This window comes from Streptomyces sp. NPDC046866, assembly GCF_040704625.1.
GTDB lineage: Bacteria > Actinomycetota > Actinomycetes > Streptomycetales > Streptomycetaceae > Streptomyces.
The window spans coordinates 64,532-79,934 of record NZ_JBEYXN010000024.1; the positions used below are offsets into that span (position 1 = coordinate 64,532).

15 protein-coding genes are annotated in these 15,403 nt (G+C 74.2%); 3 read left to right on the forward strand and 12 right to left on the reverse strand.

What is annotated here, in order from left to right:
• Window positions 1-34: 34 nt before the first annotated feature.
• On the reverse strand, window positions 35-2,611 hold the full coding sequence (locus tag AB0953_RS28375; RefSeq protein ID WP_366862418.1) for a polynucleotide kinase-phosphatase: 2,577 nt from the start codon (window positions 2,609-2,611) through the stop codon (window positions 35-37).
• A complete protein-coding gene (locus AB0953_RS28380) occupies window positions 2,608-4,113 on the reverse strand; it encodes a 3' terminal RNA ribose 2'-O-methyltransferase Hen1 (protein ID WP_366862419.1) in 1,506 nt (501 codons plus the stop codon). The genes AB0953_RS28375 and AB0953_RS28380 overlap by 4 nt, the downstream gene beginning before the upstream one ends.
• A gap of 215 nt (window positions 4,114-4,328) precedes the next feature.
• Here AB0953_RS28380 and AB0953_RS28385 point away from each other — a divergent pair, with 215 nt between their 5' ends.
• Complete coding sequence (locus AB0953_RS28385; protein ID WP_366862420.1) at window positions 4,329-4,838, forward strand: hypothetical protein; 510 nt, start codon at window positions 4,329-4,331, stop codon at window positions 4,836-4,838.
• Here AB0953_RS28385 and mmuM read toward each other — a convergent pair.
• Together mmuM and AB0953_RS28395 are read right to left on the reverse strand one after the other, a co-directional pair.
• Window positions 4,777-5,676 (reverse strand): homocysteine S-methyltransferase, encoded by a 900-nt coding sequence (gene mmuM, locus AB0953_RS28390; RefSeq protein ID WP_366862421.1) that lies wholly within the window; start codon window positions 5,674-5,676, stop codon window positions 4,777-4,779. The genes AB0953_RS28385 and mmuM overlap by 62 nt on opposite strands.
• Window positions 5,677-5,689: 13 nt before the next feature.
• The gene (locus tag AB0953_RS28395; protein WP_366862422.1) at window positions 5,690-6,613 is read right to left on the reverse strand and encodes an LLM class F420-dependent oxidoreductase; all 924 of its coding nucleotides are present in this window, start codon (window positions 6,611-6,613) and stop codon (window positions 5,690-5,692) included.
• Between the two features lie 231 nt (window positions 6,614-6,844).
• On the opposite strand from AB0953_RS28395, the gene AB0953_RS28400 reads away from it, so the two are divergent.
• Window positions 6,845-7,111: a hypothetical protein gene (locus AB0953_RS28400; protein WP_366862466.1), complete on the forward strand. Its 267-nt coding sequence runs from the start codon at window positions 6,845-6,847 to the stop codon at window positions 7,109-7,111.
• A gap of 101 nt (window positions 7,112-7,212) precedes the next feature.
• On the opposite strand, the gene AB0953_RS28405 is transcribed toward AB0953_RS28400, so the two are convergent.
• The 4 genes from AB0953_RS28405 to AB0953_RS28420 all read right to left on the reverse strand — a co-directional run bounded on the left by AB0953_RS28405 (window position 7,213) and on the right by AB0953_RS28420 (window position 9,960).
• Window positions 7,213-7,698, reverse strand: coding sequence for a DUF6099 family protein (locus tag AB0953_RS28405; protein WP_366862423.1), 486 nt, complete (start codon window positions 7,696-7,698; stop codon window positions 7,213-7,215).
• Window positions 7,699-7,818: 120 nt separating this feature from the next.
• Entirely contained in the window at window positions 7,819-8,160 is a 342-nt protein-coding gene (locus AB0953_RS28410) for a nucleotide pyrophosphohydrolase (protein ID WP_366862464.1), read from the reverse strand.
• Between the two features lie 128 nt (window positions 8,161-8,288).
• A complete protein-coding gene (locus AB0953_RS28415; protein WP_366862424.1) occupies window positions 8,289-9,497 on the reverse strand; it encodes an ATP-binding protein in 1,209 nt (402 codons plus the stop codon).
• 67 nt (window positions 9,498-9,564) lie between these two features.
• Complete coding sequence (locus AB0953_RS28420) at window positions 9,565-9,960, reverse strand: cell division protein SepF (RefSeq protein WP_361902684.1); 396 nt, start codon at window positions 9,958-9,960, stop codon at window positions 9,565-9,567.
• A 196-nt stretch (window positions 9,961-10,156) separates the two neighbouring features.
• Here AB0953_RS28420 and AB0953_RS28425 point away from each other — a divergent pair, with 196 nt between their 5' ends.
• On the forward strand, window positions 10,157-10,876 hold the full coding sequence (locus tag AB0953_RS28425) for a DUF2470 domain-containing protein (protein ID WP_366862425.1): 720 nt from the start codon (window positions 10,157-10,159) through the stop codon (window positions 10,874-10,876).
• Window positions 10,877-10,924: 48 nt separating this feature from the next.
• Here the strand turns inward: AB0953_RS28425 and AB0953_RS28430 are convergent, their stop codons facing one another.
• The 4 genes from AB0953_RS28430 to AB0953_RS28445 all read right to left on the reverse strand — a co-directional run bounded on the left by AB0953_RS28430 (window position 10,925) and on the right by AB0953_RS28445 (window position 15,381).
• A complete protein-coding gene (locus AB0953_RS28430) occupies window positions 10,925-12,259 on the reverse strand; it encodes an LLM class flavin-dependent oxidoreductase (protein WP_366862426.1) in 1,335 nt (444 codons plus the stop codon).
• An 84-nt stretch (window positions 12,260-12,343) separates the two neighbouring features.
• Window positions 12,344-13,507 (reverse strand): ABC transporter permease, encoded by a 1,164-nt coding sequence (locus tag AB0953_RS28435; protein WP_366862427.1) that lies wholly within the window; start codon window positions 13,505-13,507, stop codon window positions 12,344-12,346.
• Entirely contained in the window at window positions 13,504-14,340 is an 837-nt protein-coding gene (locus tag AB0953_RS28440; protein ID WP_366862428.1) for an ABC transporter ATP-binding protein, read from the reverse strand. Before AB0953_RS28440 ends, AB0953_RS28435 begins: the two co-directional genes overlap by 4 nt.
• Before the next feature lie 6 nt (window positions 14,341-14,346).
• On the reverse strand, window positions 14,347-15,381 hold the full coding sequence (locus AB0953_RS28445) for an ABC transporter substrate-binding protein (protein WP_366862429.1): 1,035 nt from the start codon (window positions 15,379-15,381) through the stop codon (window positions 14,347-14,349).
• Window positions 15,382-15,403: the final 22 nt, after the last annotated feature.

Genomic DNA, 15,403 nt, shown 5'->3' on the forward strand with positions numbered 1-15,403 from the left:
CGGGGGCAGCCGCTTTACGCCGCGGCGCCCGCGGTCACAGCCGCGGGTCGACCGGCTCCGACTCCAGGGCCAGCACCGCGAACACCGGCTCGTGGACCCGCCACAGCGGCTCCCCGGCCGCCAGCCGGTCCAGGGCCTCCAGTCCGAGCGCGTACTCGCGCAGCGCCAGGGACCGCTTGTGCCCGAGGAACCGCCCGCGCAGCCGCTCCAACTGCTCCGGGCGCGTGTACTCCGGGCCGTAGACGATCCGCAGGTACTCGCGGCCGCGCACCTTGATGCCCGGCTGGACCAGGCGCCCCCTGCCGTCCCGGGCGTACGCCTGGAGCGGCTTGACCACCATGCCCTCGCCGCCCGCGGCCGTCAGCTCCAGCCACCAGTCGGTGCCCGCCCGTACGGAGTCCTCGTCGGCAGGGTCGACCAGGATGCGGCCGGTGCGCCGCAGCAGTCCGATCCCGGCGGCCTCGTCGGCGGCGACCAGCCGGTCCAGCCAGAACAGCTGCTCGTCGTGGGGCACCGCGGCCAGCGACCGGCCGGCCGCGGCCAGCAGCTGGAACGGCGCGAACCGGACGCCGTCCAGCCCGTCGGTGCTCCAGCAGTAGCGCCGGTAGGCGTCGGTGAACCGCGCGGTGTCGGCGGCCCGCTCCCGCTGGCGGGCCGCCAGCCCGCCGGTGTCCACCCCGCGGGCGGCGGCCGCCTCCAGGGCGGCGAGGGCCGGCGGGAAGACCGCGCGGGAGGCCGCGCCGACGGCCGCGTACTGGTGGCGCAGCAGGCCGGTGGACTTCAGCGACCAGGGCAGCAGCTCCCCGTCGAGCAGCAGCCAGTCGGTGGCCAGCTCCTCCCACAGGCCCGCGGCGGTGACCGCCGAGCGGATCCGGTCGAGGACCTGCTCGGTGGCGGCGGGTTCGGCGAAGAAGGGCCGGCCGGTGCGGGTGTAGACGGAGCCGGTGGCGGCGCCGTCGGTGCCGAAGCGGGTCCGGGCCGTCTCGGCGTCCCGGCAGAGCAGGACGGTGGCACGGGAGCCCATGTGCTTCTCCTCGCAGACCACCTGGGCGATGCCGTCGGCCCGGTACTGGGCGAACGCCTCCGCCGGGTGCTCCAGGAAGCCGCCGGCAGCGGCGGTCGCGGCCGGGGCCATGGTGGGCGGCAGGTACGGCACCAGCCGCGGGTCCACCGCGAAGCGGCTCATGACCTCCAGGGCGGCCGCCGCGTTCTCCTCGCGGACGGCGACGTTGCCCAGGTGCCGGGTCTCCACCGTGCGCCGGCCGTGCACGTCGGCCAGGTCGAGGGGGCGGCCCTCGCGGCCGCCGGCCACGGCTGCGGCGAGCGGCTTGACCGGCTCGTACCAGACCTTCTCGGCCGGGACGTCGACGAGCTCGCGCTCCGGCCAGCGCAGCGCGGTCATGCGGCCGCCGAACACGGCCCCGGTGTCGAGACAGATGGTGTTGTTGATCCAGGAGGTGTCCGGGACGGGGGTGTGGCCGTAGACCACGGCCGCCTTGCCGCGGTAGTCCTCCGCCCACGGGTAGCGCACGGGCAGCCCGAACTCGTCCGTCTCGCCGGTGGTCTCCCCGTACAGGGCGTGGGCGCGGACCCGGCCGGAGGTGCGGCCGTGGTACTTCTCGGGCAGGCCGGCGTGGCAGACCACGAGCCGGCCGCCGTCGAGGACGTAGTGGCTGACCAGGCCCGCGATGAAGGTGCGCACCTCGGAAACGAACTCCTCGGGCTCGCGGGCGAGCTGCTCGACGGTCTCCGCGAGGCCGTGCGTGAGCTGGACCTTGGAGCCCTTCAGGTAGCGGCCGAGCTTGTTCTCGTGGTTGCCGGGCACGCACAGGGCGTTGCCGGTCGCGACCATGCCCATGACGCGCCGCAGCACGCCGGGGCTGTCCGGGCCGCGGTCGACGAGGTCGCCGACGAAGACGGCGGTGCGGCCCTCGGGGTGGGCGCCGTCGGCGTAGCCGAGCTTGGCGAGGAGGGTCTCCAGCTCGGAGGAGCAGCCGTGGATGTCGCCGATGATGTCGAAGGGGCCGGTGAGGTGGGTGAGGTCGTTGAAGCGCTTCTCCCGTACGATCTCGGCGCTCTCCACCTCCTCGACGGAACGCAGGACGTGCACCTTGCGGAAGCCCTCGCGCTCCAGGCCGCGCAGCGAGCGGCGCAGCTCGCGGCGGTGGCGCTGGATGACGTGGCGGGGCAGGTGGGCCCGGTCGGGGCGGGCGGCGTTGCGCTCGGCGCAGACCGCCTCGGGCAGGTCGAGGACGATGGCGATGGGCAGCACGTCGTGCTCGCGGGCGAGGCGGACGAGCTGCCGGCGGGCCTCCTGCTGGACGCTGGTGGCGTCGATGACGGTGAGGCGGCCCGCGGCCAGGCGCTTGCCGGCGATGTAGTGCAGGACGTCGAAGGCGTCCTTGCTGGCGCCCTGGTCGTTCTCGTCGTCGCTGACCAGGCCGCGGCAGTGGTCGGAGGAGAGGACCTCGGTCGGCTTGAAGTGCCTGCGGGCGAAGGTGGACTTGCCCGAGCCGGTGGCCCCGACGAGGACGACCAGGGACAGGTCGGTGACGGGCAGCACGCGGTGGGTGCCGGTGGTGCCGGCCGGGCTGGTGTCGGTGGTGGTCATGCCGCCTCGCCCTCCTTCGGGGTGTCGGTGCCGCCGGTGTGGGCCGGGTAGGCCGGGTCGCCGCCGGCCAGGGTGAAGACGGCCATCTGCGTGGGCGGTCCGATCTCGGGGTCCTCGTCCCCGACGGGCACGAACTCCACGGTGTACCCGTGCCGTACGGCGACGTCGCCGGCCCAGTCGCGGAACTCGGCGCGCGTCCACTCGAAGCGGTGGTCGGCGTGCCGGACGTGTCCGGCGGGCAGGGTCTCCCAGCGGACGTTGTACTCCGCGTTCGGGGTGGTCACCAGGACCGTGCGCGGGCGGGCCGAGCCGAACACCGCGTACTCCAGGGCCGGCAGCCGCGGCAGGTCCAGGTGCTCGATGACCTCGCTGAGCACGGCCGCGTCGTAGCCGGCCAGCCGCTTGTCGGTGTAGGCCAGGGAGCCCTGCAGCAGCCGGACGCGCCGGGCCTGCTTCTCCCCCATGCGCTCCAGCCGCAGCCGCCGCGCGGCGGTGCCCAGGGCCCGCATGGACACGTCGACGCCGACGACCTCGGTGAAGGAGGCGTCCTTCAGCAGCTCCTGGACCAGCTGGCCCTGCCCGCAGCCGAGGTCGAGGACGCGCGCGGCGCCGGCCGAGCGCAGCGCGGCGAGGACGGCCTCGCGGCGCCGCACCGCCAGCGGGACCGGCCGCTCCTCGGTGTCGGTGGTCTCGTCGACGGCGTTGTCGAGCTCCTCGGCCTCGATGCCGTCGGCCTGGGCGAGGCGGGCCAGCTCCAGGCGCTCCAGGGCGCTGCGGGTGAGCCCCTTGTGCCGGGCGAGGTAGCGGGAGGTGATCAGAGCGCCCTCGGGGTGGGACGCGAGCCAGCCGTCGCCGGCCCGCAGCAGCTTGTCCACCTCGTCCGGGGCGACCCAGTAGTGCTTGGCGTCGTCGAGCACGGGCAGCAGGACGTACAGCTGGCGCAGCGCGTCGGTGAGCCGCAGCTCGCCCTCCAGGACGAGCCGCACGTACCGGGAGTCCCCCCACTCGGGGAACTGCTCGTCGAGGGGGACCGGTTCCGGGCGTACGAGGTCCCAGCCGAGCGGGTCGAACAACCGGTGCACCAGCTCCGGGCCGCCGCGCGCGGGCAGGGCCGGTATCTCGATCCGCAGCGGGCGGACCCGGTCCACGAGCTCGGGGCGGGCGGCGCACCTGCCGTTCAGCGCACTGCGGAAGACTTTGCCGAGCGCCACGGCGAGCAGTGAGGAGGCCGCATACGGCCGGTCGTTGACGTACTGCGCGAGTGCGGCGTCGGGCGCACCGCCGCGTCCTGTGGCCTGCCCGCGCCGCACGAGGGCGACGGGGTCCACCTCCAGCAGCAGCGCCGCCGTGCAGCGCTCGGCCGTGGCCTCGGGGTAGAACACGTGGGCGCTGCCGTGGGAAGTGGCGAACGCCTGCGCCTTCCCGGGGTGCTTGTGCAGCAGAAAGCCCAGGTCAGTCGCCGGGTCCGCGGCGTTGCCGATGGCGGTGATCGTCAGGAACATGCGCCTGAGTATGTGCTCGCGCCACGGGTCGGACCAACGGGTTTTGTGCGCGCGGGCCGGCTCGCGGGCGCTGCCGCGGCGGGCCGGCCTCCGGGATCCGGGGCGCAGGGGTGAAGACGTATCCATCATGACAGGTCAGAGGCGGTTTTCGTAGGACGAAGGGCACAGCCGATTGCCCTTGTTTGGGCCTCTGTGCGGCTTTCAGAATCTCCCCCATGAATCCCACGGAGAAGATCAATCACGACGCCGTGCTGCGGGCCCGGGTCGCGCTCCTCGCATCGGGGACCCTGCCGGTCGCCCGGCAGGTCCCCGCCTATCGCGTTCTGGTCCAGGTGAGCCCGTTGGCCTATCTGCCCCTGCTGGCGGTCGCGTTGTTCAGGTACAGCCGTCAGGAGTTCGCCCACCGGCCCGCGACAGCCCTCGCCCTGCGCGCCGAATCCGTGGCCGCCGCCCGCCGGATGTGCGCGCTGGAGCCCGGGCGGACACAGCTGCTCCTCACCTCGCTGGTCCACTACCGCGAACAGCTGGCCGTGGCGGGGCAGCCCGGGGAACTCGCCGCCGTCGAGGCGGAGATGGCCGCCCTCGTCGCGTCGGGCGGCGGGGTGCTCGGCGAGCGCTGGGACCTCGGGGGCGCGTATCGGGCTCGACGGCCCGGTGACCGGGTCACCGTTCGGCGGCCAGTGCGGCGATCCGGTCGGGGCCGATGCGGCAGCAGCCGCCGATGAGGCGGGCGCCGGTGCGCTGCCAGGCGGCGGTGGGCCAGGGGGCGGAGGCGGAGGGGTACTGCCAGGTGCCGGTGGCCCCGTCCCAGACGGAGCCGTCGTTGGGGTAGGCCAGCAGCGGCTTTCCGGTGACGGAGGCGGCGGCCTCCAGGGCGGGCAGCACGTCCTGGGGGTCGCAGCAGTTGACGCCGGTCGCCACCACCTGCGGGGAGGCGGCGGCGACGGCGAAGGCCTCGGCGAGGGGCCCGCCGGCGCGGGTCCGGCCGGCGGCGACCGTGTAGCTGACCCAGGCGGTGGCCCCGGTCTCGGCCAGGACGGCGGTCAGCACTTCGGCCTCGTCGGCGTCGGGGATGGTCTCCACCGCCAGCACGTCCGGGCCGGCCTCCAGCAGGGCCTCGACGCGGGGCCGGTGGAAGGCGGCGAGCTCCCGCCGGCCCAGGCCGTAGCGGCCGCGGTACTCGGAGCCGTCGGCGAGGACCGCCCCGTACGGGCCGACGGAGGCGGCGACCCAGACCTCGTGGTCGGCGGCCTCGGCGGCGCGGGCGGCGAGCTCGACGCTGCGGTGCAGCAGGGCGGTGGTCTCGGCCCCGCCGTAGCCGTGCGCGGCGAAGGACGCGTACCCCACCTGGTAGCTCGCGGTGATCAGCACTTCGGCGCCGGCCCGTGCGTACGCGGTGTGCGCGGCCAGGACCTGGTCCGGCCGCTCGGCGAGCACCCGGCCCGACCACAGTCCGCCGGACAGGTCGCAGCCCTGGTCGGCGAGCTGGTTGCTCAGCCCGCCGTCCAGGACGACCACCCGGCGGGAGAGGGCCTCGGCGAGCGGGCCGGATGCGCGGGGCACGGGTCCTCCTCCCTCAGCCGAGCCGGGACAGGACCTGGGCCGAGATCAGCTCCAGGTGGTCCAGGTCGTCGAGGTCCAGCACCTGCAGGTAGATGCGGGAGCAGCCGATGGCCTCGTAGGCGCCGATCTTGTCGAGGACCTCGGCGGGCGAGCCGGCCAGGCCGTTGGCCTTCAGCTCGTCCACCTCCCGGCCGATGGCGGCGGCGCGGCGGGCGACCTCGGCGTCGTTCCGGCCGACGCAGACGACGAGGGCGTTGGAGTAGACGAGGTCCTCGGGCTTGCGCCCGGCTTCCTCCGCGGCCCGGCGCACGCGGCCGAACTGCCGCGCACTGTCGGCGATCGAGGCGAACGGCATGTTGAACTCGTCCGCGTACCGGGCGGCCAGGCGCGGGGTGCGCTTGGCGCCGTGGCCGCCGATGAGCACGGGCACCTTGGCCTGGGCGGGCTTGGGCAGTGCGGGCGAGGCCTCCAGCCGGTAGTGGGTGCCGGTGTAGTCGAAGGTGTCCCCCGGCTCGGTGGCCCACAAGCCCGTGATGATGGCCAGCTGCTCCTCGAGCCGGGCCATGCGCTCGGCCGGGAACGGGATCCCGTACGCCTTGTGCTCCTCCTCGAACCAACCGGCGCCCAGGCCGAGTTCGACGCGCCCGCCGGACATCCGGTCGACCTGCGCGACCTGGATGGCGAGGACTCCGGGCAGCCGGAAGGTGCCCGCGGTCATCAGCGTGCCGAGGCGGATCCGCTCGGTCTCGCGGGCCAGCCCGGCGAGGGTGATCCAGGCGTCGGTGGGTCCGGGCAGTCCGTCCACCGCGCCCATCCTCAGATAGTGGTCGGAGCGGAAGAACGCATCGAACCCGAGCTCCTCGGTGGCCCTGGCCACCGCCAGGAGCGTGTCGTAGTCGGCGCCCTGCTGGGGCTCGGTGAAAATCCGGAGGTCCATGGCTTCCATCCTGCCTCGCCCGGCGGCCGCCGCGAGGCGCCCGCGCTCCACCCCGGCAGGGTGAATCTGCGTCAACCCGGCGTGCGGCCCGCGCCGGGCCAGTGACCAGGCCCGGAGCGGGATCGTTGGCTCGGACGGAGCCGGACCGCCCGGCCCGCGCGCCGGCGGCCTTCCGCCGGTACGTCCACCGCACCCTTCCGCCACGGAGGGGCCAGGGCCGAGGAGGCCGCCATGTCCTACGAGTCCGCGCCCGAGCATCCCGGACAGACCGGACAGGCAGCACACGACCACGTACGCCAGGAGGCCGCGGCAGCCCCCGCCGGCGGCGCGCCGAAGGGCCTGCTGGAGCAGATGGAAGAGCTGATGGCCGCCCTCAACGCCGACCTGTCACAGCTCGACGCCGACCTTCAGTCCTCCGCGGACCGCGCCCCCGGCACACCGCTCACCCCGGGCAGCCGCACCCCCGGGGACGAGCGGCCCGCCCCCCGTCCGTTCTGAACGAGCCAGACCGCACCTGAACGAGGCTGCCCGGGCTCGACCAGGCCTGACCGGACGCGACCGCTCTGCTCGGCCGACGGGGCCCCGTCGGCCGCTCCCGGTCAGGCCGCACCCGAGGCGGACCCCCGCTCCCGGATCACGATCCGGCGCAGGATCGCGCGGACCCGGTCACTCGATTCGTCGGCCGCGTCTATGGACTCGATGCACTGCCAGTACAGGCTCTCGTCGTCCGTCCCGCACGCCACCCCCACCAGGGCGATGCCCACCTCGCCGAGCAGGGCCTGGAGGCCGAGCATGGCCTGCCGGACATCCGCGATCCCCGTCAGCTGCACCGCTCTCGGCGGGCCCTCCGGTGCACGCTCCCCCTCGCCCAGGGCGGCTCTGTCGATCACCCCGCAGCCTCTGCCTCCCGCTTCCCCCAGCCCCCGTGCCTCCGATCTCAGGTCGCGCGGCCCGCTGACCGCCAGCCAGTTGCCCATCCCCTGCGTGAGCGCCTGGGCCTGCCAGGCCTCGCCCACGATGTCCATCGCCGCCCCGCTCCGTGCCAGCGCGTACCGGCCGACCGCGATGAGCCGTACCGCATCCATATGCCGTCCCCCGTCCGCACGACATCCGCCGTTCTCACTACCCAGAGTGAAGGCAATGGGCCAGTAAAGCCAGGGGTATTCGGAAATCTGTGGACACAAACATGGTTGTGGATGACGCCGTCACTCCGAAGAGTGACGATCTGAGGTCGGAGCCCCCGCCACCGGGAAGCGGAGCTCGTTCCTCTCGATCTTCGCGGCGAGCGCATCCAGCACATCCACCCCGAGAACCTCACAGAACTGCAGCAGATACGCGAGCACATCGGCCACCTCGTCGGTCACCCGGTGCGCGGTTTCCTCCTTCTCCATGACCGCCGCCGACTGCTCCGGGGTCAGCCACTGGAAGATTTCGACCAGTTCGGCCGCTTCCACGCTCAGCGCCACGGCCAGGTTCTTGGGCGTGTGGTACGGCTCCCAGCCGCGCGCCGCCGCGAAGTCGGCGAGCCGCCGCTGCAGTCGGTGCAGCCGCTCCTCGGGCCCGGCAGGCCGCGGCTCCGACGGCCGCTCCGACGGCCGCCGCGGCACAGGCTCCGGCTCCGGCTCCGGCTCCGGTTCCGGCTGCCGCTGCTGTTCGTTCGTCTCGTGGGTCTCGCTCATGCCCCCAGGTCTACCACCGCGACCCCGGGGACCCCGCGGGCGGCCGCCGCGGCCTCCTGCCCGACCGCGGCGACCAGGCGGACGTGTCCCCGCGCGCACGACAGCAGCGCCAGGCGCAGTAGCTCGGCGTTCTGCCGGCGGTCCATGGCGGCGTCGAAGCCGTCGGCGAGGACGGTGAGCGCCTGCCGGGCGGGCGGCAGTTCGGCGGCGGGTTCCATGGCGAGCACGCCGGGGCCGGTGAGCAGGACCAGCGCCAGGGCGAGGAAGCGCAGCTCGCCGGCGCCGAGCCGGGCCAGCTCGGTCGGGGGCCGGCCGGGGCCGCGGTCCAGCACGGCCGTGACGGCCCCGCCCGCCGGGGCCCGTACGCCGAGGCCGTGCACCGGACCGGCGCAGGCGGTGCGGGCGGCGGCGGTCAGCAGGGCGTGGCGGGTGCCGCATTCGTGGCGGGTCCGGCGCAGTACGTCGGCCAGGTTGGCGCAGTCGCCGCGCAGCCGGCCCTCCCCCGGCGGGACGGGGGCCCGCATCGCCTCGGGGCGCGGGTCGCAGGCGAACACCGCGCGCAGCGCCACCACGACCTGCTCGGCGGCGGCGAGCACCTGCCGCTGGGCGGCTGTGGCTCCGGCCACCCGGAGCGGCAGCAGGGCGGTGCCGAGGCGGTCGTCGGGCAGCGGGGCCCGGGTTCGGCCGGCGGGGCGTCCGCTCGGCCAGGCCGCCTGGACGCAGCGGCGGCCGGGGTCGCGGAGTGCGGTGGCGAGCAGGACCTCGCCGCCGACGGTGAGGCGTTCCCCGGCGATCCGCAGGCCGGGGTCGGCCTGGACGGCGAGGTCGAGGCGGACGGGGCCGACCGGGCCGTCGACGGTGCAGCCGATGCGGAAGCCGCGCCGCCCCTGTGCGTCGGCGGGGGCCCGCTCGGGGATGCGGGTCGCCGCGTCCGGGAAGGCCTCGTCCAGGGTGGCGCCGGAGCCGAGGGCGGCGAGGGCCCCGTAGGCCGCGAGGGCCTGGGACTTGCCGCTGCCGCTGGGCCCGGCCAGGAGGCTGACGGGCGCGAGCGGCAGCACGGCCCCGCGGTGCACCCCGAACGCGGACAGGCGCAACTCGGTCACGACGGGCCGCCGGTACGGCTCGGCGGGCTCGGAGGGCTCGGAGGGCTCGGCGGGGCGGGGCGGAGGGGCCGCCCGTAAGGCGGCGGCCGACGTGGCGTCCATGCGCCGGACGGTACGGGCCGCCGGGGCCCGGGCGGGCCCGGCGAACCGTTCCACCGCGGCGAGCTTCCTACGATCGGGGGACGGCGGCGGCCGCGATCCCCTCGACCTCGGTCCCGACGGGCGCGAGCAGGAAGACGTTCCGGTCCACGCGGTGCATCCCGCTGCCCAGCCCGAAGACGACTCCGCTGCTGAAGTCGAGGATCCGCTTGGCCACTTCGGTGTCGGCGCCGGTGAGGTCGAGCAGCACCGGGATCTGCGCGATCAGGTACTCGGCCACCTCCCGCGCGTCGGCGAAGACCTGGACTCGGATGACGACGAAGCGCCGCTGCTCCGCGGCCGCCGCCTCGGGGGCCGTGGGGATCGTGCGGTGGTCCACCCGGGAGGGCCACTCGTTGCGACTGCGCAGGGGAACCACCTGCGCGAGCCCCTCCCACTGTTCGTCCGTGACGTCGTACCTGCTCACCGGGCCGCCTCGGCCGTGCGCTTCATGTGCATCCCCCCATCCTCTCGTGTTTCACCCGTTCAGCCCAACAACGACACGAGCGGCGTCGGGGCACGCGGGGTGCCGAGGCGAGGAGAGATGGGTTAGGTTAGGCAAACCTAAGTGAGCAAGTGAGCCGGCCGGTCCCCTGTCCCGCCACGACCCTGGAGAGATCCGCATGCGCATGCCCGGTGCCCCCGACACCCCGGACGCCGTCCGCCGGCCCACCGACGCCGAGCGGGTGCGGTCGGTCCTGGCCGCCGCCCACTCCATGACCGTGGTCACCGACGGGCTCCGCAGCGAGGTCCGCCACCTCGACGGCACCGACCCCCTGGGCCGGCTGCACCTGCACCCCGCCGAGCCGGGCGGCCACGCCGGGCACCGGCCCGCGGTCCGGCTGGAGTTCACCGACGTCGCCCCCACGCCCGTACGGGACCGGGTGCGCGCCAGGGTCACGGTCCTCGGCCGCCTCCTCACCCCGTACGGTGACGGCCCCGACGGCCCCGCCTCCACCTGCATGGAGTTCGAACGGGCCGTCCTGGAGACCGCGGAGGGCCGCACGTGCATCGGCCTCGACGAGCTCGAAGCGGCCCGCCCCGACCCGCTCGCCCCGTACGAGGCGGGCATGCTCACGCACCTCCTCGACGACCACGCCGAGCTCGTCACGCTGCTGCTCCGCCTGGTCGCACCGCGGCCCGGCACGGTCCTGCTGCGCGCGCTGCCGTTGGCCATGGACCGCTACGGCCTCACCCTCCGGCTGGAGGAGCGCCGGGGGCACCGCGACGTCCGGCTCCCCTTCCCCTCGCCGCTGGACGACGTCGAGCAGTCGGGCGTGCAGATCCAGGCCCTGTTCAGCGCGGCCCGCCGCCGCTCGCACCCCAACACCCTTCCGGCCTGAAGGCGACGGCGGGCGGATCCGGCAGTCCGGCAGGTCCGGCAGGCAGGTCTACGGCCGGTCTGCGACGTGGCGGTTGGCCGGGCGCGGCAGGCCGTAGGTGTCGCGCAGGGTGGTGCCGGTGTACTCCGTGCGGAACAGGCCGCGGCGCTGGAGGATCGGCACGACGTGGTCGACGAAGTCGGTGAGCCCGGTCGGCAGGACCGGCGCCATGATGTTGAAGCCGTCCGCGGCTCCCTGCGTGAACCACTCCTCCAGCTGGTCGGCGATCTGCTCCGGCGTACCGGCGTACACCCGGTGGCCGCGCCCCGCCCCGAGGCGGGCGATCAGCTCGCGCAGGGTGAGCCCGTCGCGGCGGGCCAGCTCGGCGACGAGCGTGAAGCGGCTCTTGTTGCCGTTGATGTCCCGCTCCTCGGGGAGGTCCGGCAGCGGCCCGTCCAGCGGGAGCCCGGTCAGGTCGACGCCGAGCATCCCGGACAGCTGGGCGAGCCCGTACTCGGGCACCTGGAGGTCGGTGAGCTGCTGCTCCAGCGCCTTGGCCTCGGCCTCGGTGGAGCCGATGACGGGGGCGATGCCCGGCAGGACGAGCAGGTCGGCCTCGCTGCGGCCGTACCGGGGCAGGCGGGACTTGAGGTCCTTGTAGAAGGTCTGCGCGTCGGCGAGGGTCTGCTGGGCGGTGAAGACGGCCTCGGCGTACCGGGCGGCGAACTCCTTGCCGTCCTCGGAGGAGCCGGCCTGGACCAGGAGCGGGTACCCCTGCGGGGAGCGCGGCACGTTGAGCGGCCCGGCGACGGCGAAGTGCTCGCCGCGGTGGGCGGCCGGGTGGAGCTTGTCGGTGTCGGCGTAGACGCCGCGCTCCTTGTCGAGGACGATCGCGTCGTCCTCCCAGCTGTCCCACAGCTTGGTGGCCACGTCGAGGAACTCGCGGGCGCGGTCGTAGCGCAGGCCGTGCTCCAGGTGCTCGTCCAGGCCGAAGTTGCGCGCCTCGTCGAGGCTGCCGGAGGTGACGATGTTCCAGCCGGCGCGGCCGTTGCTGATGTGGTCGAGGGAGGCGAACTTGCGGGCCAGGTGGAACGGCTCGTTGAAGGTGGTGGAGACGGTGGCGATCAGCCCGATGTGCTCGGTGACGGCGGCGATCGCGGACAGCAGGGTGAGCGGCTCGAAGCCGCCGAGGGCGTTGTAGCGGGCCTTGCCCCACAGGGCGAGGCCGTCGGCCAGGAAGATCGAGTCGAGCCGCCCGCGCTCGGCGGTCAGGGCGAGCTCCTGGAAGTAGCGCAGGTCGGTGACCCGTTCGGGGCTGCTGCCGGGGTGGCGCCAGGCGGCGTCATGGTGGCCGGCGTTCATCAGGAAGGCGTTCAGGTGGAGCGTGCGGGCTGCTGCGGTCACGGTGGTACGTCTCCTCGGGGGGCAGCGGGCGGGGGGGGGTCGGCAGCGGGGCCGGCGGGCAGGGGGCCCGGCGAGCGGGCGGTGTCAGGCGGTGGGGACGCGCCAGAGGCTGAGGCGGCGCTCGATCGTGACCAGCAGCTGGTTGAACGCCACGCCGATCGCGGAGATCGTGATGATCCCCGCGTACATCTGGGGGATCGCGAAATTGAACTGCGAGGCATTGATCAGGTAGCCGAGGCCCGCCTTGGCGCCGATCATCTCGGCGGCGACGAGGACCAGGATCGAGACGGCTCCGGCCAGCCGGATGCCGGTGAAGACGGCCGGGACCGAGGCCGGGAGGATCACCTTCTGGAACAGCCGCGGCGTGGACAGGTCCATGGAGCGCGCCAGTTTGACCAGGGTCGGGTCGGCGTTGCCGACGGCGCTGATGGTGTTCAGGAGGATCGGCCAGACGCAGGCGTAGACGACGATCGAGACCTTGGAGGTCTCGCCGATGCCGAGCAGCAGCACGAAGACCGGCAGCAGGGCGAGGGCCGCCGTGTTGCGGAACACCTCCAGCAGCGGGCCGAGCAGGGCCGCGACCGGTCGGTACCAGCCGATGAGCAGGCCGAGGGGGACGGCGACGAGGACGGCGATGCCGAAGCCGCCGAAGGAGCGGACCAGGCTGGCCCGGGTGTGCTCGCCGAGCTGCCCGTCGGCCAGCAGCTGCCACCAGGCGGTGGCGACCTCGCTGACCGGCGGGAGGAAGGTGGGGTCGGCGAGCCCGGTGCGGGGCGCGGCCTCCCAGAGCGCGAGCAGCGCCAGGAGGGCCACCGACCGCCAGATCGCGGCGCGGGCCCACCGGGCGACCGCCAGGGCCCGGGCCCTGGCCCGGGCCCCGACCCGGGACGCGGCCTTGGCACCGGCTTCGGCCCCGGCCGGGCGCGGGGCGTCCGGCACCGCGCCGGGGGCCGGTTCCTCGGGGGCCCGCACCGTGGCGGGGGCTGCCGGGGCGGGTTCAGGGGTGCTGCCGGGGCGGGTCCAGGTGCCGGTGCCGGTGCGCGTGCCGGTGCGCGTGTCGGTGACGGCGCCGGTTCGGGTGTCGGTTCGGGTGTCGGTGCCGGTGTCGGTGGCGGTGCCGGTGCGCGTGCCGGTGTGCGTGCCGGTGTGCGCATCGGTGCCGGTGTCGGCGTCCGTGTGGGTGCGCGCGTCGGTGCCGGTGTGGGTGTCGGTGGCGGGGACGGTGTGGGTGTGGGTGGTGGTGCTCATGCGACGGCCTCCTCCTTCTCCAGTTGGCGGGCGCGCGCCACTTCGTCGTGCAGCAGGGTCCAGATCTCGTGCCGGTAGCGGGCGAACTCGGGGCTGGAGCGCAGCTCCTCCCCCTGCGCCCCGGCCAGGGCCCCCGCCCCGTCCCCGCGGCTGCCGAGGGAGACGGGGACGACCTCCTTGACCCGGCCGGGGCGGGAGGTCATGACGGCCACCCGTCCGCCGAGGTACACGGCCTCCTCGATGCCGTGCGTGATGAAGACGACGGTCTTGCCCGTGCGCTGCCAGATCCGGCGCAGCTCGTCCTGCAGGGACTCCCGGGTCTGCGCGTCGAGCGCCGCGAACGGCTCGTCCATCAGCAGGACGTCCGGGTCGTACGCCAGCGAGCGCGCGATGGCGACCCGCTGGCGCATGCCGCCGGAGAGCTCGTGCGGGTGCCGGTCCTCGAAGCCGGCCAGGCCGACCAGGTCCAGGAACTCCCTGGCCCGTTCCGCGCGCTGCCTGCGCGGCACCCCCGTGGCCTCCAGCCCGAACTCCACGTTGCCGAGCGCCGTCCGCCACGGGAGCAGGGCGTACTGCTGGAAGACGATCCCGCGGTCCGTCCCCGGCCCGGTGACGGGCGTGCCGTCGAGCAGGATCCGGCCGGACGTCGGCCGCGTCAGCCCGGCCAGCAGGTCGAGGAGGGTGGACTTGCCGCAGCCGCTGGGGCCCACGACCACGAGGAACTCCCCCGCCTCGATCTCCAGGTCGATCCCGTCGAGTGCGGTGAACTCCCCCTGCTTCCTGTCCTTGGTGGGGAAGGTCTTCGTCACCGATCGGAACTCGATCTTCGCCATGCCGGTTCAGCCCTTCCCGTAGCCGTTGAACTCGTTCGTGTAGAGGTCGGCGGCCTTCAGCCGGCCGGGCTTGAGCTCCCCGCGGTCGGCGAGCCAGTCCAGCCAGAGCTGGAACTCCTTGTCCTGGATCCGGCCGCCCGTCTCGCCGACCCCGTACGAGCGCCAGTACTGGAGGGTCGCGGTGTCCTCGTTGCGGCCGCGCTTCTTGATGATCTCGGTCATGCGGGCGATCACCTCCTCGCGCGGGGTGCTGCGCGACCATTCGATGGCCTTGGCGACCCCGGTGGTGAAGGTGCGGACGGTGTCCGGGTTCTCCTTGATGAACCGCTGGGTCATGACGTACGAGCCGGCGCTGAACCGGCCGAGCAGGTCGTAGTCGCTGAACAGGGGGCGTATCCCGCCGGCGGCGAGCGCCTTGTCGCGCAGGACGCCGCCGAGCACGCCCACGTCGATCTGCTTCTGGCGCAGCACCTGCTCGGTGTTGACGGGCGGTACGACGAGGGCCTCGACCTTGGCGGCGTCGGCCTTGGAGAGGCCGCCCCGGCCGAGGTAGATGTCCAGGAGGGCCTGGGAGTGCGCGCCCAGGGTGTTCATGCCGACCTTCTTGCCGAGCAGGTCGCGGGCGGAGCGGATCGGGCTGTCCTCCAGCACGTAGTAGCCGCTGTACGCGTACTCGTCGACGCCGTAGTAGGAGATGACGGCCTTGATGGGGGCCTTGCCGGCGGCGAGTTTGATGATGGCGCCGTTGAAGGCGCCGCCGAAGTGGATCTGGCCGGTGGCGGCGGACTGGATGTCCTGGGGCCCGCTGATGGTGTTGCCGACCCACTCCAGCTTCAGGTCGCCGAGGTAGCCGAGGTCGGCGGCAAGTTCGGGGAGGGTGACCGCCCCGACGCTGCCCTGGTACTTGAGTGTGGTGACCTGGCTGCCGGAGGGGCCGGATCCGGAACCGGCGGTGGCCGTGCCGCAGCTCACCGCGGCCGCCGAGATGCCGAGGAGGGTCAGGAACTGGCGTCGGGACGGGGGCGTGAGGACTGCGGACATGGCTGCTGTTCCTTGTCGTTCG